The sequence below is a fragment of the Acinetobacter johnsonii CIP 64.6 genome (genome assembly GCF_000368045.1).
In the GTDB taxonomy this organism is placed as follows: Bacteria; Pseudomonadota; Gammaproteobacteria; order Pseudomonadales; family Moraxellaceae; genus Acinetobacter; species Acinetobacter johnsonii.
On sequence record NZ_KB849230.1, the window covers coordinates 228,910 to 249,083 of the forward strand.

The following is a 20,174-nucleotide window of genomic DNA, read 5'->3' on the forward strand; positions in this document are numbered from 1 at the left end:
TCTTTCCTATTTAAACAGTTACAAACTTTAAGCGGTCAATCACCATATTACGCATTTCGGCAGGATTTTTCTGCAAAATGTCATCCCCCGTACGGCCTTGTTCAGCATTTTTTTGTGCCACTTGTAAACGCATCATCCAAAAACGCGCAGCAGCCATCGCCAGATACAACTCTAGGCAAGATTTTTCATCAGTCGTCAAAGGACGAATGCTTTCATAGGCGTTTAAAAATGTGATGGCCTTGTCTTCATTTAAATGCACACTTGGATATTCGGTACAGAAGTCATTCAGGGTAATCGCAATATCAAACAAGAACTCATCTTTATTCAGTTCATAAAAGTCTAAAATGCCTTTGAGCTGATTGCCCTCAAACAAAGTGTTGTCACGGAATAAATCCGAGTGGATAAAGCCCTTAGGACGATTCGGATAAACCGCCGATAATGCATCATATAAACCCAACAACTTACTGAGCAGTGCCTGATCCGCCTCACTTAAAGTTGGTTTCATCTGTAACGCTACAGCGAGCCAGTAGTCATGGTCACGGTATTCTGCACGCTCCAGTGGAAAGTCTTGCAGTGCCACGTGCATTTGTGCTTGTGCAACCGCAATCGCCTCGGCTTGTTCAAGGGTCGCAGGCATGGGGTGTTTGCCCATCATCCGTGGGGCAATTTGGGCAGGTTTATCTTTTAAACTATGAATGGCTTTGCCTGAGTGACTTAAAGGTACAGGAACCGCTAAACCAGCCTGACCTAAATGCTCAAGTACAGGAACCAACTCGCCTGCGCCCTGCTCATCCATTTCTTCAAATACAGTCAATACATACTGCACAGCATTTTCACACACAATAAAATAGTTCGTATTTTGAATACCGCCTTGAATTGGGATCAGATCGATTACCTCAAGTCCATAAGGTGCTGCAAACGCCTGAACTTCCTGTAAAGTCAAAGTGGTATAAACCGACATATAAAACCTGCAAAAAAACTTACATAAGTTTGATAGAATACCCGCTCCGACTATTAAGGTGTAGCATCTAAGTCGCGAAGTTTCATAATCGGCTGTTATTTTTGGAAAAAATTATGCTAGCTAAACGTATTATTCCTTGCCTCGACGTAGACAACGGTCGTGTAGTGAAAGGTGTTCAATTCCTTGATATTCGTGATGCAGGTGACCCAGTAGAAGTAGCACGTCGATATAACGAACAAGGTGCTGATGAAATTACCTTCTTAGACATTACCGCAACTTCGAATGGTCGCGACACGACTTATCGTACGGTTGAACGTATGGCTGAAACGGTTTTTGTTCCCTTAACGGTCGGTGGTGGCGTTCGCAAAGTTGAAGACATTCGCCTCTTACTCAATGCTGGCGCGGACAAAGTGAGCATTAACTCAGCAGCGGTGTTTAACCCAGAATTTGTACAAGAAGCATCGCAACGCTTTGGCGCACAGTGTATTGTGGTTGCCATTGACGCAAAAAAAACGGGCGAGAATAAATGGGAAATTTTTACCCATGGCGGCCGTAAACCAACGGGTATTGATGCGATTGAATGGTCCGTGAAAATGGCCGACTTTGGTGCAGGCGAACTGCTGATTACTTCGATGGATGCCGATGGTACTAAAGCAGGTTATGACCTCGAGCTGATGCGTCAAATCAATGACCGCGTGACTATTCCAACCATTGCTTCGGGCGGTGTCGGAAACTTACAACACTTGGCCGATGGTATTTTAAAAGGTGGTGCAGATGCTGTACTGGCTGCTTCGATTTTCCACTTTGGACAACACACCATTCCTGAAGCGAAGAAATACCTTGCGGAACAAGGCATTGAAATGCGTCTATAAACAGACCATAACCGTAGAACCTATGAAAAGAGTGCTTTCGAGTACTCTTTTTATCATTTTAAAGATGAGAAAAAATGTATCACTTAGAACTAATCTTATTTATTTGTGGTCTATTGATCTGTTTTGTTTTCATCCTTTTGATGAAGAAATATGCTGACCGCCCTTTCGGTATGCTGGCTGTACTGTTACTCCTTGGTTTATGCCTGTTTAGCTATATCAGCTTCTGCAAATACCAGTTTAAACAGTATTATGAAAAAGCGCTGATTGCACCTGATCAAATTCGGGCTTGTGGTATTTTTACGCAATGGTCAGAGGTCACCCATTACCGACGGCACAACATCAGTACTGAAAAAGTGTTTTACTTTCAGAGTGATCGACAAGGTTTTTTATTTAGCAATAGTCCGCGTGCCAGACAAAGCTTCCCTGATCTCAAAACCTTAAACATCAACGAGCATGTTTGCTTTCAGTTTTCCCCTGACTATACCGATGAAATGGATCGCTATATTTTAACCGGCTTTAAAAAGCAGGCGAATTAAATGGCTCAATTACGCTGTACTTCTGCACAGCTGAGCTAATGCCAAGTCGGACAGTACTATCGCCTCTATTATGCAGCAGATGTTAAAGCTTAGAATGTTCGCTGGCTCTTGACCACAATTACGCTCTCAATTTTTGAGATAAAAAAAGGGAGTCTTGCGACTCCCTATAAACCTAGAATAACTACAACATTGTCTTGTTAAACTGGAAAATGAAAAATGACGTACTAGTGCTCATGAGATGATTTCACCTCATCAACAGCTTTACTATAGAATGTTCAAATGACGAAATATTGACAATACATACCAATATTATTGACATATCACGACAAAAATACCTATTCAGTTATCCTGCAACCGTTTCCGTCGTCTGCGCTGAGTTCAGTGGAATCGCTTCAGGTGCCTTAACCCATTTTGCAGGGAAGACCTGATTGACCCACTGGGTGAGCTTATCCGACACCACTTGAGGTAAAGCAATACCCAACGGATTTTGCTCTTGCAAATCCAACGAGGAAATGACCCGCGTTCCTAAAATATAATCAAACCACGGCTTGGTCACACACCAGTTGGCATCCTGATTAGAGTTCATATGATGATCATAATGCCAAGGAATCTTACGCATTGCCCAGTCTGGCTCTAAGTGCGCACGGCGGTGGATGTAGTAATAATTTCCTGCACTGTACAACACAGACAACGTCATGCCTTTGGAGACAGGATAAAATAATGTACCAAACACACCCGCCACGACAGCGAGTGACACGATTTCATTTTTGGTACGCCAATTGCTCCAACCTTCAACATAACCATGATCATGATCATGAAATGTAGTTTTCCGCACTTCTCGGTGATGCTCCCAATGCGATTTCATGCTGTCAGGCACGGGGCTATAGCGTGGCTTTCCAGCACGGTGTGTTCCATGCAAGATATATTTATGTGCAACCCACTCAAACGCATTGGCAACCACCAGTCCTGCGACAAAACCCTTCCACATGGCAAATTCCTCCTATATTCAGATTGAATATAATGTGGAAACTATGCTAAATATTGACCCTAGTATTCAAATTCATTGACAAATCACGACAAGAACAATAGAGCCAATAAATGCAACATTTCAAAGACTACACAGGTTCTGTCTACGGTGGACTGGGGCATTTACTCTATGCCTATTGCCAAGCCGTGGGTTACCCAATTTCTGAACAGCTTGAAAAAGCACAGAACTTAGAACGTTTTGATTATGCCCTGTGGTTAGAGTTACTGAATGATCTTGACAGCCATCTGCACATCCCTGTGCTCGGACTCGAGATTGCAAAGTATGTACAGCCCAAACATTTAGGCATTTTGGGCTATATTGCACTGTCCTGCGAAAATTTAGGCGAAGCGCTCACCCGTTATCATGACTTTCACCGTCTCATTTATGATGGCAGTTCACTGTATGTGGCAGTTGAAGGTGAAAATCTATGCTTTGGTTGGGTGGAGATGCCAATTGAACTGACCACACAACTCAGCAATGAAGTGGCCATGGCGCTGATCATTCAGTTTATGAAACACTTTGTCGCCCATGATGACATCCAGCTCAGCGAGGTTCATTTTACTCATCCTGCACCGAAAAATACGGCACTGTATGAGCAGTACTTTAATTGTAAAGTCCGCTTCTCTCAAAGCCGACCGATGATGATGATTCCTCTCAGCGAATTATCCATACCCTTTCAGCAAGGTGATCAAACCCTGCAAAAATTGCTCTTACAGCAAGCTGAAGCCTTACTGGAAAAACTTCCCAACTCTACTCACATCGATCAGCGCTTACAGCATGCGATTTTAACGGGACTACAAAAAAACCAATATCAAATTGAACATATTGCTCGGCAACTAAATTTTTCAGTCCGACAGCTGCAACGTTACTTACAACAACAAGGCACGACCTACCAACAGCGGATGCAAGAAGTTCGACGTATTTTGGCGGAGCAATACTTAAAAGATCCACACCTCAGCTTACAGGAAATTGCACTGTTGCTGAGTTACTCTGAACAAAGTGCTTTTCAACGTGCCTTTAAACACTGGACCCAAGTCACACCTCAGCAGTGGCGTATCCAGCATTTTCACTAAAATCTGACCTGTTTGATCCACGTCATCAGGATGTCATGCTTTTTTTGTTAAATTGATTAAAAAAACGAGCTTTTCTCGTTAAATATAAAGTTCTACGCGAATAAAACATCAATAACTACAAAAAGTGCATTATGAATAAATATCTTGCTGAATTCATCGGAACGTTTTGGTTGGTCTTCGGAGGCTGTGGCAGTGCCATTTTTGCAGCAGCTTTTCCCGAGTTGCGCATCGGCTTTCTTGGCGTTGCACTTGCCTTTGATTTAACCGTTTTAACGGGTGCCTTTGCACTTAGACATATCTCTGGCGAGGATTAATTTTTTCTCTATCCATTAATAACAAAGCCCACAATCTGTGGGCTTTTCTTATTGTTCCACATGGAACATAGATAGGCTTATGTTATAAAAATGGATTGTCAATTTCACTCGAATGCGGATGTTCAATTTTCTCAGGAAGCTGAGCTTCACTTTCAAGCTGTTGCACAATGGCATTCAGATACGCCTGCAATGCTTTGGCCGCAGCTAGGCCAGCTTGGTCTTTGGTGAGTTGTAAATTGCCATAAATACTGACGCAGTCCGTGTCATTTTCAAGGGTCAAATCATGGATGGCATGGGACTCGTTACCTTGTACAAAAGGTTTAAACATTTTATTTTTACTCTTCTTTATTTTTCAGGCATTAGGCACTGCAGTCAAATGTCTATACATCCAACTGCCTAGAACTTTAACGTAACAGCTGCAAAATATATTGCAATAAGGCATCGACCAATTGTTTCACAATCGCATCTTGATCCGCCGCATCAATACCCGTACCCTTTGTGACTGTGCTACCACTACTCGACTGAGTAGAGCCCGATTTAAAGTTTTTTTGTAAGGCTTTGAGCTGCTCGGATGAAACCTCTTCTGCACACTGACTTTCCGCATCCCAATGTGAGTATTGAATTGCACTATTGGCTTTTACCGCCGTTGCTGTCAACGGTAGTTTATAGGTATTACGTTTTTGCTCTTCTGTCAGTTGCGGAAATAAATTCACACCCAACTGCTCTTCCAAATAGCAGACACTGACAATTCTTACCTGCTGTGAATTATCATTCGGTGCGTAATAAGCGCCGATTGCACCCGTTTTTGGCATATAGACCGCTTTGTAAACCGCACTCGGAACAATCACTCCCTGACCAATGGTCTTGAGCTTTTTGCCCTGAAATACAGGCCCAGTTACCACAAAAACATCCAGCTTTTGCTTGGTCACAAGCGCCCGTGTGGCTTCTTCCAATTCACGCCACACTTGCTGATTATTTTTAGGGGCCTGTGGCACCATGTTGGCCAAAGAAAAACTGTCGAATTGTGCGGCTTTATTGGGCATATCAGCATTCGGTGCCATATGTCCACGGTCATAGCCTGAACCACGGTAGTCCGACAATGTCGCTCGATGTTCGGTTGCAACATTATTTTCTTCGTGAAAACTATCTTCACGTGGAATTTTTTGGCTCAGGCGCTGTGGCGTCAGAGCCTCTGCAACCCAGAGGGGAGTTTTCGAAACGCCCGAATACATCACATTAAAACCGTTAAAGCACAGTGCATAGCTGTGTTTACTTAAACTTTCTTTGAGTAAATAAGGCGGAATTTCCCGATAAAATTGTTCTAAACAGGCTGAATTTGAGCTTGGGCTTAAAGACACGTATTGCTGAATTTTTTCTTGACCAAAGGCAATCGCAAAACTTCCCGTTGCCACCAATCCTAAAATCACTTTCAGGCCATTTTGATTAAACATGTTAAACACTGACTTACCTGAACTACTTTTCTTCTTCGCCATCACAACTACAATAAACATCGGTTTTTCACGAGCTTAACAATCAGCGTATACGAAGTATATCGCTCGAGTTCTATTCGCATAACAATTAAACAAAACGCCATATTTAGATGATTTTCATGTAACAAAATGTCTTTTTTGTAGAGTTTTCCTACGGCAACGTGATGCGATTGCGTATCTTTGATTGCTGTCGCTTCAAAAAATATGCCAAGGTAAAAATGAATCGAACGAAATAATACATGCAATTTACGGAGTTCTTATGCATTCTAAGATTTTAGCTTCTCTTGGTTTAATCGGCACAGTGATAAGTGCTTCAGCCTTTGCCGAGCCACCTATCCAACCGGGTGACACCTTAGAAAGTCTCTCTCAAGCCAAAGTCACGACTACAGTTAATGGTCAACTGGGTTCTATTCAAGAACTCGTAAGCTCAGGGCAAATTAAATTGCTTGATCCAAATGCAGCACCTATCAGCCCAGCGGGCCAAGGTGTACCCAATGACCAAGTCGTGATGCCAACATCACCACAGAGTGAAGCCGCCGCACCTGATACCACAGTGCCACAAGACGTCGCTGCGACTCCAACGGAGCAACATCCACTAGCACCGAATGCAGAACTCTCAGCACAACAAGCTGAAGCGGCGTTAAATGATGCTGTCGCACCCACGGCAAATGCAGACATGAATGCTGCCCCAGCTGCTGCACCGCAATTAGATTCATCAGCAGAGGCACCTGTCAATGCGGTTGAGCCTGATTCACTACCATCATCAGATGCCCCAGCACAGGCACTTCCTGACGCTTCAGCAGAACAGCCTGTCCAAGCGATGCCTGAAGCACCTGTAAATGACCCAATGAACTAAGACTTCAGCTGATTTATCCTCCAAAAAAACCAGCATATATGCTGGTTTTTTTATTGAGGTTTTAAATCTCGATCTGACTACCGAGTTCAACCACACGGTTTGGTGGAATCTGATAGAAGTCACTCACAGGACTGGTATTCCTTTGCATTGAGATAAAGAGCTTTTCACGCCACGGCGCCATACCATCGCCCACGGTACTGATAATCCGTTCACGCGATACAAAGAAGCTGATCTGCATTAAGTTATATTCCAGCTCAATCGCTTGATACACGGCTTCTAGTGCTTGTGGAATGTTCATTTCATCTTTAAAGCCATAGTACAATTCAAGACGATAGAAATGCTGATTCATGCTTTCGACATGGAAGCGATCGGACTCTTCCACATAAGGAACATCTTGAATTTTAACAGTCAGAATAATGTTCTTTTGATGCAGTACTTTATTGTGCTTCATATTGTGCAACATGGCATGTGGCACAACGGTTGGTGTCCCTGTTAAAAAGACCGCCTCGCCTTCAACCCAATTGGCTTGATCACCAATACTTTGTACAAATAAATCGAGTGGCAAGGTATCTTGCTGAAGCTTGGCAAACGTTAACTCGCGACCTTGTTTCCATGTCATTAATAACATGAATGCAATACCGCCAATCAGCAATGGAACCCAACCGCCCGATAATACTTTAAGTGAGGTCGCGCTCACCAAGACCAAATCTAAAACAAGGAATGGAATAATCAGCAGCACCAATTTTGGCATGCTCCATTTCCATGTATAACGAATAAATACCGCAATCAATAAGGTGTCACATAGCATGGTCATGGTGACCGCCAGACCATAGGCATGCGAAAGCTGTGAGCTGGTTTGGAAGATTAAAATTAAGACAATAATCGATGCCAACAATATCCAGTTCAGTAAAGGTACATAAATCTGCCCCTGTTCCGAATCTGAAGTATGCTTCACATTTAAACGTGGTAAATAGCCCAATTGAATGGCCTGACGCGCTAAAGAGAAGACGCCTGAAATGACCGCTTGAGATGCAATAACGGCGGCCATAGTGGCCAAGAAGATCATTGGGTACAAGCCCCACTCTGGCACCAACAGGTAAAATGGGTTTTCAATCGCAGTCGGATCACGCAACAGCAATGCACCTTGTCCTGCATAATTGAGCAGTAAACACGGCAAGACCACAATAAACCAAGCCAAACGAATCGGCACAGGACCAAAATGGCCCATATCGGCATACAGTGCTTCGCCACCTGTGACGGTCAACACTACCGCACCCATAATGAAAAAGGCCATTAAAGGGTTGGTCACGATAAACTGAAATGCCCAATGTGGGCTCAGCATGCCCAAAACCAAAGGCGTTTGAATAATGCTCGAAATCCCAAGAATACCCAGAGAGAAGAACCACAATAAGGTCAGTGGGCCAAAGAACTTACCGACAAAGGCTGTCCCATACTTTTGCATAACAAATACAGCAGTGACGATACTAATTGCAATCGGCACAATATAAGGGTCAAGTGCATCGGTTGCGATGGATAAGCCTTCTACGGCAGACAAGACTGAAATGGCTGGGGTGATGATCCCATCCCCAAAAAATAGTGACGCCCCAATAAAGCCAATCGAAATTAACAGTAATTTTTTCCGATGGCTAAAATTGGTATTGCGCAAATTGAGTGCAAGCAAAGCCATAATCCCACCTTCACCATTGTTATCTGCACGCATTACAATTGCAGAATATTTAATGGTAATGACCATGGTCATGGTCCAGAAGATAATGGACAAAATACCCAATACGTTTGCAGGGGTGATGCCCAAGCCATGTGCAGCATGGAAGGATTCTTTCAATGCATAGAGTGGACTGGTTCCAATATCCCCAAACACGACCCCTAATGCTGCCAAGGTCATCGCAGGCAAGGCGGCTTTTTTTGCAGTACTTTGCATAAGCTTGTCTTCAATTATCGACACTATTTTTGCGAATCATATCATTGAGCTAAAACTTTTGCTCGAATTCAATTGTTTCACCTTGTCGATGGCTATGTTTTTCGATATTATCCTCCGCCATGGTGAAGTGTCCGAGTGGCTGAAGGAGCACGCCTGGAAAGTGTGTAAACGTTTATAGCGTTTCGAGGGTTCGAATCCCTCTTTCACCGCCAAATTCGAAAGAACTGCACTCCAAAGCAGTGAAGAAAGGCTTAATTCTAAAGGGATTGAGCCTTTTTTATTGTCTACCGCAAAGAAGTGCAATACTTCCGAATCGTTGGTATAGTGTTGGTATAAAGGTTGGTATGGCATGAATACCAACATATTTATACCAACAATGGGGTATATCAACATGCTCACCGACACAAAGATTAAGCGCCTAAAGCCTACTGCTGATAAGAAAACCCCAGATAAATACAGTGATGGTAATGGACTACAACTTCATGTATTTCCCACTGGTCGTATGACTTGGATCTATGCTTATCGTTTTAATGGCAAACAAAAAAATCTAACTTTAGGCTCTTATGAGTTTATGAGCCTTGCCCAAGCCAGAGCAAAGCACTTAGAAGCTAGGGAATTGCTGAGCAATGGAATTGATCCAGCTGAAAAGAAGAAAGAACGTAAAGCTGAAATAGATCAAAGTACTTTATTTCAAAATTTGGCTCTGGAATGGTTGGAAGGTCGAAAAGCTATTATTAAGGATGGTACATACCTTAGGGATCTCTCTGTATTTGAAAAAGACTTATTTCCATATATTGGGAAGATGCCTATCGACCAAATCAAAGGGAAAGATATTGTGGAATGTGCTCAACGTATAGAAACTCGTGGTGCCCAAGAGATGGCGAAGCGCTCTATCCCCCTTACCGGCAGAGTGTTCAGATATGCGATCCGCCTAGGCTTAATAGAAAATGATCCTACTCCACATCTACAAGAAGCGTTAAAGCCAAGAAAAGTAAAGAATATGGCTCGACTCGATATATCCGAGTTTCCTGCATTCTTACATCGCATGGACCGGTATCATGGCAATATCTTGGTAAAGACAGCCTTACAACTGATGACCTTAACTTTTGTAAGGACTGCTGAACTCATCAACATGGAGTGGGATGAGATCAACTTTGATACTCAAGAATGGCGAATCCCGCCCCATAAAATGAAAATGGCTTTAGTGCATATCGTTCCCTTATCTAAGCAAGCTATAGAACTTATAGAAAGCCTAAAGCCTCTTACTGGGAATAAGCAGTTCGTATTTTATAACCACAGTACGGCAAAACCATTAAGCAATAATGCGCTATTGAGCGCGATCCGAACTATGGGTTATACCGGCAAAATGACAGGTCATGGTTTTAGGGGTCTGGCATCCACCACCTTGCATGAACAGGGATACATGCATGATGCTATTGAGGTTCAATTGGCCCACAAAACTGGTAACGCCGTGTCTCAAGCCTATAACCATGCCCAGCATTTACAGTACAGAACCAAGATGATGCAAGAATGGTCAGACTTCATAGATGGGCTTAGACAGAACCTGGTACCCTTTCCAAAGAATAAACGTGCATAAAATCCAATTCCCTCGAATTAGGGGGAATTACATCATTTTAAACCTATCGAAATCGAAACCTTTAATCTAGGCGAAAAACTAAGACTTTCAGAAACAATCAATTACGTTCAATAACCTGATTATTTGATATATTGAACCAGCTAGGTATAGGAGGCATCCGACAAGTAAGTACCCAACTTATTTACCTAGCAACTCTTTGGGAATGCTGTGGGAAGCCTATGAAAAAGCCAAAACCAAAACCACTCCTCGAAAGATTGCCTTTCCCTAATCTGCGCTCAATATCATTACTTAGTAAAAGCTTACCGGAAGAAGAAAAACTAAAACATGAAGCTGAGGTTAAAGCACACAATGATGCAGTAATAAACAATTTAAATGAATTAACCTTTTTTAAAATGTTTTTACTTATGAAATATCATGATATTGATCCCAATCATCCTAATCATTGGTTTTTATTGGCCACAAAATTAGCCCAACAATATGAACCAGGTTTTCAGATGCAATCAGCTCCTTCAGGCAGATCAAACAAATGGGGCTTCACAGAATTATTAGGTCTTTTCACGCTTGTTGATTATATCTGTACAACAAAAAGTAACCTCTCCGTTAGTAATGCTTGTAGCATCATCAAAGACAAATACTTGCCAGATATAAAAGTTTCAAAAAAAACTCTTGAAAATAAATACTTGGATGCAAAAAAAGATACCAGATTAGTCAATTGGTACAATACTGCTTTGAATGTTGATCTCCAAAATGAAAATTTTGTCACAAGAAATATGATTTTAAAAGAAGCTTTCAATTTAGAAATTTAGTATCCCGAAAATTGTTGCCCCCCCTATTATCGGGATACTTTAAAAAACAAAACTATACGTATCGCAGTCTTTAGCAAAGAAATCTAAAGACTTCCACTTTGGATAGGTATAGCTATGATTTCACTTGATCAAGATCGTTTTTTACGAATTAAAGATTTAGCAAACATCCCTGCCAAATCTCCAACAGAACACGTTTACAAAAGTGGGATTAACAAGGGCCAAGTTAAAACACTAAATGCTCGCCCAGCATCAAAAGGACTTATTGGCGTTTCAGACAAAACTATTTGGAATTGGGTCAAACGTGGTGCCTTTCCAGCTCCAATCAAGCTAAGCCCAAGTGTAACTGTTTGGCGTCTTTCTGATGTGCAAGCCTGGATGCAAGAAAAAGGTATGGAGGCTGCTCAATGAATGCTTCTAATCTTTTATTAACAGCACATCAGATGCTTAGTCCAGAAATAGCAGATCTTGTTCAGTCAGAACCACGTGCAGTAAATTTATCTATTGAACGACTTGCTAAACGTGGAGTTATTCAACTTCCACCATTGATGAAAGTTGAAAATAAACAGTCAGTTAGTCCTAATAAATTCTCAAATGTATACGTATTTTCAGGTGAACAGGGAAAGCTTGACTCAATAACTGTTGTTGCTCAGCTTTGTCCAGAATTTACTGCAGCAATCGTAAAACGCTGGTATGAGCTTGAAAAGCAGACGCCAGCATTTGATATCAGCAATCCCCTGCACCTTTTACAAGCAATTGAAGTCCAAGCCAAGCAGAATCTACAGCTAACGTCAGAGAACCAAGTGCTGAGCAAGGCAATTGAAACTATTACGCATACTGAACACGGTGTGAAGTTCCAGCAAGCATGCAAGATCCTGAATATCAAACAGCAGACATTGGCGGAATGGTTGAGAAAGCATAATTGGGATCGTTACTTAAATGGTGCCAGAGCATCTACTTACTACTCTGAAAACCGCGGCTACTGTGAAACTAAATACTCACTCAAGGAAGGTGTAAAAGCGACTGGGCAGCCGTATAGCTACACTCAAACAGAATTTTTCATATTGCCAAAGGGCATGCAAATTCTTGCCAAAAGATTTGGAGAGCAACCATGAAATTAAAAATTATTTTTTTAATGGCTCTTCTCAAACTGAAACGATTCGGCTATATTGACTCTGTTCGGTGCAAAATCATCGAATTAGTCTTGGCAGACTATCAATCGTTAGCGCATACAGTCCGCTCAGGGCTTTTTTTATGCGTAATTTCTCTATGCATTCGCATCTTTATGGTGAAGCTGGAGAGGGACACTTTCGAGTGTGCTGGTACTCTAACGAACCAGTCTGCCAACCCTTTTCAGCTTTGCCACCCTTACTTGGCAGTAAATGGCAGAGCTTCTAAACTATCGTTAGGAGCGTATTCGTCATGAACGCTAAAGTACAAATTTCATTATCAAAACAAATTCCTTTATATCGTACGATCAATATGGTTGATGCTTATTCACTAGCATTCAATACAACTACTCAAACTCAAGTTTTGATCAGCTGCATAAGTAAAGAAACTATTCGACTTAAAAGTCTTGAACAAGAAAATAGCGCTGTACCTCATAGCTTTACTGTACTTGAAAGTCTTATTTCAATTGCAGAAGATCTAGCTGCCAACTACTGCAATATTTTTGATGTAGAGCATGATAAATATAAAAATGGATTAAATAATTCAAATATTCAATATGATGCTGGAGATCTATTGGAGCCATATGGTCTGGCTCATGAAGTATCCACCTGGCTTTCAACTTTAATTTTTCAAATGAAAGATGAACTAATTACTGTAAAAAAATCATCTACAGCGCTTTGTGATGCTGTTTTTGCAGGCCTCGAAAATCTGATCAATATTGCAGACTATTTATCTGACAATCACAGAAACACTTTCATAATTGAATTTGAAAAGTACGAAGCAGAATGGGAGGCATCTAAAAATGGATAAGCCTTCTAATGCCTCAAAAGAAACTATTACAGCACCACAAAACTCTCAGTCACAGCCCTTATCAGATACATACGCTGAATCAGTGCGAATGACACCGGAGCGTCTCCTTAACGCCGTAATTAAAACAACTCGGCAAGGAGGGTCTAGTGAGCATTGATGCAACGCGCTGGGCTTGGACTGCTCAAGTTAAAAACTCCTCTCAACGTCTCGTTCTGCTTTCACTAGCAGACCGAGCTGGTGAGCATCATACTGCATGGCCTAGTATTGATCGTCTTGCGAAAGATACAGCATTGAACGAAAAGACTGTTCAGAAAGTTATTTTAGAGCTAATCAATCTTGACCTAGTGAAAGATACTGGCGAGCGAACGGGACCGACAAAACGAGTACGTGTACTTAAGCTAAATGGCGTAAAAGGCCGTGAAGAATGTACCCAAAATTGGGATGATTCAAGCATTGAAAAGCCAGTTAAATCTAATCCGAACATCCCCGAAAATGGGAACATTAAACAACCCCAAAAACGGAATGATTCCAATAACGGAAATAATCCCGAAAGTGGTAATTTAAATGATACCAAAAACGGGGTTTTGAACGATCCCAAAAACGGGATACAGAACCAACCATTGAATCTATCAATGAATCTCTCTGGAGAACACGAGTGGATTCCAGACCGAAATCAATTGATCGCTGTCTTAAATTCTGCTGGTCAACAACAAAACTTAGAACTGATTTTTGGACTACCTGATTTTGATTTTCAACTCGGGGCATTCAATGCGCACTATTCAGGTCAAGTGATGCCGAATGCAAAAAAATTGTACTCCTTTGTTCGTTGGATTATCGATAAGTTTGAACGCTATCAAAAAGCTAATCCAAATTATGTAAAAAAGGCCGTTGAACAATCACAACTTCAGCAAGCTCAACCACTAATCAACCTGCCTTCAAAACCTAAAAGTTTACTGGAGAGCATATAATGAATGCTAATACTGCCCCAATTCACAATCTACAGATTGAACAATCTGTTCTTGCAGCTCTAATGACCGTTGCAGGTTCTTATGCTCAAGTTGAAAGTCTGCTGACTGAACAAGATTTTCATGCTACTCGCCACAAACTAATATTTAGCGCAATTGTAGATCTTGATAGCAAGAACTCTCCATACGATGCTGTACTCGTCAATCAATGGCTAGAAATGCGAAATCATGGGGAAGCATCAGGCGGTGAGAAATATCTCATGCAACTGATGAGTGATGCTCCTTCCAGTTTCTACAATCTGCAATCATATGCTGAAAAATTGAAAGATTTTACAGTGTGCCGACAAGCTGAAGTTGAAGCACTAAAAGTAATTCAACAAGCTCGGCATTTAACTACTAGTCGCGGTGAATTAGTACAAAATGCTCAAGCTGCTTTTGCGAATTTAAATACTGAATCTGCAAGTGAATCTTTATTCCACATTCATGATGCAGCATCAAATACCTTTTTAGAAATCAGCCAAAAAATGGAAGCCATGATTGCTGGCGAAACCATGATTAAAGGTATTCAAACTGGTATCTATGATCTTGATAAAAAATTGGGTGATGTTGAACCAGGTTGTTTATTGGTGCTGGCGGCTCGTCCTGCTATGGGTAAAACTACTATGATGCAGCTCATTGCCAACCACGTATCAATCATTCAGAAAAAACCTGTCTTGATTATGTCCGGTGAAATGCCTAAAGAACAGATCGCAATGCGACTATGTTGCGCCATGGCACCAGCTGATATTGGAGTGTTACGCAATGCCCCACATAAACTTCCTAAAGAGGAATTTACGGCATATACAAACGCCGTGGTAATGCTTAAAAACGTACCGATGCAAATCAATGATACATCTCGTCCGTCAATTGCCAACATTCGTGAATCTATACGTAAGACTCAGCATCAATATGGCTTTGTAGGTGCTGTACTTGTTGATTATCTACAGATCATGAAAACGACTAAGCCATTTGCTCGGGAAGACTTGAAGATTGCTTATTTTACTGGTGAGCTCAAAGCAATGGCTAAAGAATTTAATTGCGTCATCGTCCTACTTTCACAACTTAACCGCGAACTAGAGAAGAGGCCAAATAAGCGCCCTGTTCTATCCGATCTTCGGGAGTCTGGTGCGATTGAACAAGATGCTGATCAGATTATCTTTCTATACCGCGATGAAATTTACAATAAGGAATCTCAATTTAGAGGCATTGCTGAAGCCATAGTTGGGAAAAATCGCCACGGCGAAGCTGGTACAGCATATATGCATGCTCAACTGAAATACTGTCAATTTACAAATCTAGATCATGATGCGCTTAATCAAATCCAGGGGAATTTAATATGATGTTTATTCAGGGTGACCGCGTAGATTCTATTGCATCTAAAAGATCTGCCGCCGAAAGATTTATCAACCTTAGACAGCAAAAGAAAGTCAAAGAATTTTTGGTGAAACTACGTGGCTATAAGCGCCCAGACTTCAATAGAATGATTCTTGATCTATGCCGCTTGAAGTGGACACACGAGAAAATTTCTTTTGTTCTCCCCGTTTCTAGCGCCTCAACTGTCTCAGAATGGGCACGTGGCGGTACACCAAATTTTGAAAATGGAGAGGCTCTTATCGAACTTTGGAGAGCTGAAACAGGTATTGAACGTATTCCACGCGAAGGTGAATGGCAAACGTATAAATATGAAATTGGGCAATTAGAATTACTCTGATATCAAATTGTCCGCCATCTCTGAAAGTAAATGGCGGACTCAATGTTTGATATACGCTGAATTATCAGGAGACTTTCCCTTGGGAGATTCTAGGCAGCCAACTTATAAAAGTCTTCGGCCATTTGATTTGGTGTCTTAAAACCCAAACCCTTTTGAATTCTTCGATGATTATAAAATAACTCAATGTATTTTATAATATCTGCTTTGGCTTCTTCTCTGGTTTGATAGTTGTAATGATGCACTAACTCATTTTTCAGTATTCCCCAAAAGCTTTCAATCGGTGCATTATCGTAACAGTCTCCGCGCTTGCTCATTGAACCTTGAAAACCATATTGCTCAAGTATATTTCGATATTCATGGCTGCAATATTGACTTCCTCTGTCTGAATGCACAATCAGTTCTTTGGTTGGTTTTTGATTGTGAATAGCCATATTTAGCGCATTACAAACAAGCTGTGTTGTCATGCGCTCATTTAAGCTATAGCCAACCACTTGCTTCGTGTAAAGGTCTTTTACCGCTGCTAAATACAGCCATCCTTCAACAGTCCATATGTACGTAATATCACTTGACCATGCTTGATTTGGTCTAGTCATTGAGAATTGTTGCTCCAGCAGGTTTTCATAGATCGCTCGATTATGGTCACTATTCGTAGTCCTTTTAAAACGCTTGTGTCGCTTACAATACAGGTGGTTCAGCGCTTTTATCTGACGTACAGCGTACATACTCATTTTTATACCTTGAGCTTGTAAGTATTTGGTTAATCGAATATAACCATAGCTCTGCCTGGTCTCCTCATGGGCTATTTTCACCAATATCGTCTGTTGATTTCGTTGAATCGTTCTTTTGCTCACGCCTCTCTTGAGCCAATCATAAAAACATGAAACTGAAACATGAAGTAATCGAGCCATTAAGGTAATTGGAAAAGAATATCTTTTTTGTTTCATATAGGCGTACCTTACTGACTTTCTTTGGCAAAGTACGCTGCTGCCTTTTTTAAAAATTCACGTTCCATTTCAGCTATTTTGAGCTGTTGTTTGAGTTTTTTATTTTCTTCGAGTAGAGCGTTTAGATCAGGTGAATACTGTTTTGTACCTGCTAAAGTTCCAGCCTTTGCTTTGGTATTCCAATTTGAAAGAGTTTGCATTGAAATGCTAAGTTGTCTAGCTGTTTCCGAGACATTGCCTTGATTGGCTTCAATTAATTTGATGGCTTCAGCTTTAAATTCTGTGGTGTAAGTCTTGTGTTTCTTGCTCATGGTAAACTCCTGATGAGTGTGTTTAGTTTACCAAGTTAAAACCTCCTGTTTTTTCAGCACACATCAGTTTTATAAACCAATTAATTAGGAGATATATAAATTTTTCTTATGTGGCATTTGTAATAAGCCATACCATCATCATCTTCACATCGATCATTAAGCCCAATATGGTAGAGTTCTGAGTGTTCTAATCCAAGCATATCCAAATAAGACAATATAAACTGAAGTTCCAAATTAGAATTCTTATGCAAATTATCTTGTTCTTCATCTGTTAAATAAATAACGATAAATTCTTTTGCACCTTTTTCCAGCAAAGTAATACTTTCAATTAAACTTTCATTCCTAAAAATTTTTATTTTCTTAATAGATGATCCTAAATTTTTTAAATGAAAGCTTATATCCTGCTGTTTATGCTCATAACCGAGCTCTCCAGTAAAAGGATTGGCCTCTACCATCACTACTTGTTCAGGATCAAAATGTAAACCTTCAAATTCTAATATTGGTTTAGCTTGTTCATGCCGAACTTTTTGATCACTCTCATGAATTTTTATTAATTTTTTCTGTTCCTCAACACTATTTTTCAATTCAGTGGCTTGAAGACGTAATGATTCGGTATTTTGCTTTAATTCGCGCCCTTGTTGGAGATACCCATACACTAACCATAAAAAAGCTAAAGGAGAAAAAACACCAGCTAAAAAATCTCCTTTCTCATTTAGCTTCAATGAATTAAATTCATCTAAATTAATTATAAAATTACAGCTTAAATATAAATATGAAATAGAGATGATAGTGATCAGAACCATCCCCAAATTATCTTTTATTATTTGCATAAACATACCAATAAATTATTAATATTATTAATTAATTTTGATTTTCATTGGTTGAAAATCATCAATATGAACTTTTTTAGCCTTTAGCAAATCCTCTCTTTTACCATCTACAACCAAGACGGCGCGCTTAACCTGAACTGTCCAAGTACGATCTGCTCCACACATTGTTTCAGATTCAAGAAAAACATTTCCAAATGCTTTACCCTGAAGATTTTGTATATCGCCGTAGGTTATTACATTTTCCGAAGTCCCCTGCACTCTGCCGGATCTGTCCTTTGCTACCAGGTCTAAATACAGTTTGTCATAGGTTCCAAGAAAATCATGGATTGTCACATCCACCACGGCGGAACAGATCCCAGAGTTCACATAGCTGGTCTTCGAATGCTGAAGTGTAATTGGGGTGGCCAAAGAGACTGAGCTCATGAGAGCCATTAAAGAGAATGCTATTATATTCTTCATGATGCGAAATTCCTTTTTCTACTAAAATTATGAATGTGGTGTTATCAGAGGCTGTATTTCAAGTGATTCAAGCAATCCACTGTTTCTTTCCCAGGTATCAACTGCTTTGATCCCGTAACGACTGCTTGAGCGTCCATGCGCTTTAATCACTGGCTCAGGAAAGTTCTTTTTATTTCGCCAGCTGATCAAAGTACCTTTAGTAATTCCATAGCGCTTCAATAACTCAGGTGTTGAGATATATAAGGTCATCAGCTATTACCCCTTAAACTATACCCACAAATGTGGGGAGTCAGTATGGTAGTGCACTCTGTATAAGGCTCATGAGAGAATCCATATTATCCCAACCAGCATCTACAATTTTCATTGTTAGATGCTTTAACCCTTCTGCAGGTAGTTCTTTAATAGCATCAATCATAGTAGCTTTACGTTCGGGACTGAGATCGGAAATCATAATTTTTGCAGCAAGAATGGCTCTAAGCTGCTCGGTTTCAAATTTGATCGTAACTGTACCAAGAATTGCGGAGAGTCCGCCGTCATCTGCTAAAAAGTCCATTCCTTTATGCGTTATTTCTGCCGAGCCAAATTGTACTTGTCCACGCCCACCGAGTGATTGAGAAACAAAAACGCTCTTATCTGTAACTAAACCATGAGATTGTAAATAATAAAGATTAGCTACGGCCTTTTCATAATCCACAGATCCGTATTGAAAGTCTTTTGAAAAATCATATCTAAAAGGATATACCTCACTTAGGTTCGTTAATAATTTTCGCTGTAACTCTCTATCTAAAATCATTCTATTTTTGATCCTATGACTGCAGGTAATTCTCAGAAATTTTTGACTAAACTAATTTAATAATAATCTCTCATATCCTTGAGAAGAGAAATTGTTAGACCAGTATTTTGAATTTTTCTTTCATTAGAAATATATTTATTTTTCTCATTTTTATAAGAGTACTGCATCTTTTTGGAATCGATCATTTTGGCTAAGAATTTTTTAACTTCGACCTTATCAATAATACGATAAGTTGCCTCAAAACTAGGCTCCTTATCAAATGCCACTATATAGCGCCCTCCACCTCTTGGCTTATCTTCCATTTCAATTATATATCCTAACGAACCCAACAAAATTCTGAATTCCCCTCTCTGTGCTCCGCATATAACGGCATTCATGTTGTAACTATCTTTGTAAGAGTTACAGCTTAAAAACCAGTAATTATCACCACTCTTGTTTGGAATAGACTCACCATCAAATAGAGCTAAAGTTAGTAATCCATTCTCTTTAGCTGAAATAAATTTAACCCCATTAATAGACCCTTCTTTAGGCGTCCCATCAGAGTTAAAGATGTCAGCTATATCAACTTCTGAAGCTGCTAAAGCAATACAATTAAATGCACTAAAGCATGTCAAAAACATTAAAACCTTAAATAAAAATTTATTCATTTCTTTCATTTTTAAAGTGTGTTAATT

Annotated in this window: 23 protein-coding genes, 1 tRNA gene and 1 pseudogene; 14 read left to right on the forward strand and 11 right to left on the reverse strand. The window is 40.4% G+C overall.

Features of this window, described 5'->3' with window-relative positions:
- Positions 1-10: 10 nt before the first annotated feature.
- Entirely contained in the window at positions 11-961 is a 951-nt protein-coding gene (locus F986_RS02255; RefSeq protein ID WP_004691570.1) for a homoserine kinase, read from the reverse strand.
- Positions 962-1,074: 113 nt separating this feature from the next.
- Here F986_RS02255 and hisF point away from each other — a divergent pair, with 113 nt between their 5' ends.
- Together hisF and F986_RS02265 are read left to right on the forward strand one after the other, a co-directional pair.
- On the forward strand, positions 1,075-1,833 hold the full coding sequence (gene hisF / locus F986_RS02260) for an imidazole glycerol phosphate synthase subunit HisF (RefSeq protein ID WP_004691571.1): 759 nt from the start codon (positions 1,075-1,077) through the stop codon (positions 1,831-1,833).
- 74 nt (positions 1,834-1,907) lie between these two features.
- On the forward strand, positions 1,908-2,369 hold the full coding sequence (locus F986_RS02265) for a hypothetical protein (RefSeq protein WP_004691573.1): 462 nt from the start codon (positions 1,908-1,910) through the stop codon (positions 2,367-2,369).
- Positions 2,370-2,712: 343 nt separating this feature from the next.
- On the opposite strand, the gene F986_RS02270 is transcribed toward F986_RS02265, so the two are convergent.
- Positions 2,713-3,357 (reverse strand): hypothetical protein, encoded by a 645-nt coding sequence (locus tag F986_RS02270; protein ID WP_004691574.1) that lies wholly within the window; start codon positions 3,355-3,357, stop codon positions 2,713-2,715.
- A gap of 110 nt (positions 3,358-3,467) precedes the next feature.
- Here F986_RS02270 and F986_RS02275 point away from each other — a divergent pair, with 110 nt between their 5' ends.
- Positions 3,468-4,469, forward strand: a complete 1,002-nt coding sequence (locus F986_RS02275; RefSeq protein ID WP_004691575.1) for an AraC family transcriptional regulator — start codon at positions 3,468-3,470, stop codon at positions 4,467-4,469.
- Positions 4,470-4,600: 131 nt separating this feature from the next.
- Positions 4,601-4,774, forward strand: a pseudogene (locus F986_RS02280) (aquaporin); the annotation flags it as partial.
- 91 nt (positions 4,775-4,865) lie between these two features.
- Here the strand turns inward: F986_RS02280 and F986_RS02285 are convergent.
- Together F986_RS02285 and F986_RS02290 are read right to left on the reverse strand one after the other, a co-directional pair.
- A complete protein-coding gene (locus F986_RS02285) occupies positions 4,866-5,111 on the reverse strand; it encodes a hypothetical protein (RefSeq protein ID WP_004691578.1) in 246 nt (81 codons plus the stop codon).
- Between the two features lie 76 nt (positions 5,112-5,187).
- Positions 5,188-6,276 (reverse strand): DNA/RNA non-specific endonuclease, encoded by a 1,089-nt coding sequence (locus F986_RS02290; RefSeq protein ID WP_026056401.1) that lies wholly within the window; start codon positions 6,274-6,276, stop codon positions 5,188-5,190.
- A gap of 256 nt (positions 6,277-6,532) precedes the next feature.
- Here F986_RS02290 and F986_RS02295 point away from each other — a divergent pair, with 256 nt between their 5' ends.
- Positions 6,533-7,129 (forward strand): hypothetical protein, encoded by a 597-nt coding sequence (locus F986_RS02295; protein ID WP_004691580.1) that lies wholly within the window; start codon positions 6,533-6,535, stop codon positions 7,127-7,129.
- Between the two features lie 61 nt (positions 7,130-7,190).
- On the opposite strand, the gene F986_RS02300 is transcribed toward F986_RS02295, so the two are convergent.
- Entirely contained in the window at positions 7,191-9,068 is a 1,878-nt protein-coding gene (locus F986_RS02300; RefSeq protein WP_004691581.1) for a potassium transporter Kup, read from the reverse strand.
- A gap of 121 nt (positions 9,069-9,189) precedes the next feature.
- Between F986_RS02300 and F986_RS02305 the strand changes: the two genes are divergently transcribed.
- The 9 genes from F986_RS02305 to F986_RS02350 all read left to right on the forward strand — a co-directional run bounded on the left by F986_RS02305 (position 9,190) and on the right by F986_RS02350 (position 16,163).
- Positions 9,190-9,280 (forward strand) — tRNA-Ser (locus tag F986_RS02305).
- Positions 9,281-9,459: 179 nt separating this feature from the next.
- A complete protein-coding gene (locus tag F986_RS02310) occupies positions 9,460-10,665 on the forward strand; it encodes a tyrosine-type recombinase/integrase (protein ID WP_026056402.1) in 1,206 nt (401 codons plus the stop codon).
- 218 nt (positions 10,666-10,883) lie between these two features.
- A complete protein-coding gene (locus F986_RS02315) occupies positions 10,884-11,471 on the forward strand; it encodes a hypothetical protein (RefSeq protein ID WP_004691584.1) in 588 nt (195 codons plus the stop codon).
- Between the two features lie 114 nt (positions 11,472-11,585).
- A complete protein-coding gene (locus F986_RS02320) occupies positions 11,586-11,879 on the forward strand; it encodes a helix-turn-helix transcriptional regulator (RefSeq protein WP_004691585.1) in 294 nt (97 codons plus the stop codon).
- Complete coding sequence (locus F986_RS02325) at positions 11,876-12,583, forward strand: phage antirepressor KilAC domain-containing protein (RefSeq protein WP_004691586.1); 708 nt, start codon at positions 11,876-11,878, stop codon at positions 12,581-12,583. The genes F986_RS02320 and F986_RS02325 overlap by 4 nt, the downstream gene beginning before the upstream one ends.
- A 307-nt stretch (positions 12,584-12,890) precedes the next feature.
- A complete protein-coding gene (locus F986_RS02335) occupies positions 12,891-13,448 on the forward strand; it encodes a hypothetical protein (RefSeq protein ID WP_004691592.1) in 558 nt (185 codons plus the stop codon).
- A 146-nt stretch (positions 13,449-13,594) separates the two neighbouring features.
- Positions 13,595-14,416 (forward strand): helix-turn-helix domain-containing protein, encoded by an 822-nt coding sequence (locus tag F986_RS02340; RefSeq protein WP_004691595.1) that lies wholly within the window; start codon positions 13,595-13,597, stop codon positions 14,414-14,416.
- On the forward strand, positions 14,416-15,792 hold the full coding sequence (locus F986_RS02345; RefSeq protein WP_004691597.1) for a replicative DNA helicase: 1,377 nt from the start codon (positions 14,416-14,418) through the stop codon (positions 15,790-15,792). The genes F986_RS02340 and F986_RS02345 overlap by 1 nt, the downstream gene beginning before the upstream one ends.
- A complete protein-coding gene (locus F986_RS02350; protein WP_004691598.1) occupies positions 15,789-16,163 on the forward strand; it encodes a hypothetical protein in 375 nt (124 codons plus the stop codon). Before F986_RS02345 ends, F986_RS02350 begins: the two co-directional genes overlap by 4 nt.
- Before the next feature lie 89 nt (positions 16,164-16,252).
- Here the strand turns inward: F986_RS02350 and F986_RS02355 are convergent.
- The 6 genes from F986_RS02355 to F986_RS02385 form a co-directional block, all read right to left on the reverse strand.
- Positions 16,253-17,418 (reverse strand): IS3-like element ISAba22 family transposase gene (locus F986_RS02355; protein WP_085940844.1). Its coding sequence is split into 2 segments (ribosomal slippage): positions 16,253-17,160 and positions 17,160-17,418, totalling 1,167 coding nucleotides; the frame shifts between segments, so codons are not numbered across the junction.
- An 80-nt stretch (positions 17,419-17,498) separates the two neighbouring features.
- On the reverse strand, positions 17,499-18,248 hold the full coding sequence (locus F986_RS02365; RefSeq protein ID WP_004691600.1) for a hypothetical protein: 750 nt from the start codon (positions 18,246-18,248) through the stop codon (positions 17,499-17,501).
- A 27-nt stretch (positions 18,249-18,275) separates the two neighbouring features.
- On the reverse strand, positions 18,276-18,707 hold the full coding sequence (locus F986_RS02370; protein ID WP_004691602.1) for a hypothetical protein: 432 nt from the start codon (positions 18,705-18,707) through the stop codon (positions 18,276-18,278).
- 27 nt (positions 18,708-18,734) lie between these two features.
- The gene (locus F986_RS02375) at positions 18,735-18,956 is read right to left on the reverse strand and encodes a hypothetical protein (RefSeq protein WP_004691603.1); all 222 of its coding nucleotides are present in this window, start codon (positions 18,954-18,956) and stop codon (positions 18,735-18,737) included.
- A 40-nt stretch (positions 18,957-18,996) separates the two neighbouring features.
- Entirely contained in the window at positions 18,997-19,500 is a 504-nt protein-coding gene (locus tag F986_RS02380; RefSeq protein WP_004691604.1) for a hypothetical protein, read from the reverse strand.
- 56 nt (positions 19,501-19,556) lie between these two features.
- The gene (locus tag F986_RS02385; protein ID WP_017396910.1) at positions 19,557-20,156 is read right to left on the reverse strand and encodes a hypothetical protein; all 600 of its coding nucleotides are present in this window, start codon (positions 20,154-20,156) and stop codon (positions 19,557-19,559) included.
- Positions 20,157-20,174 lie beyond the last annotated feature (18 nt).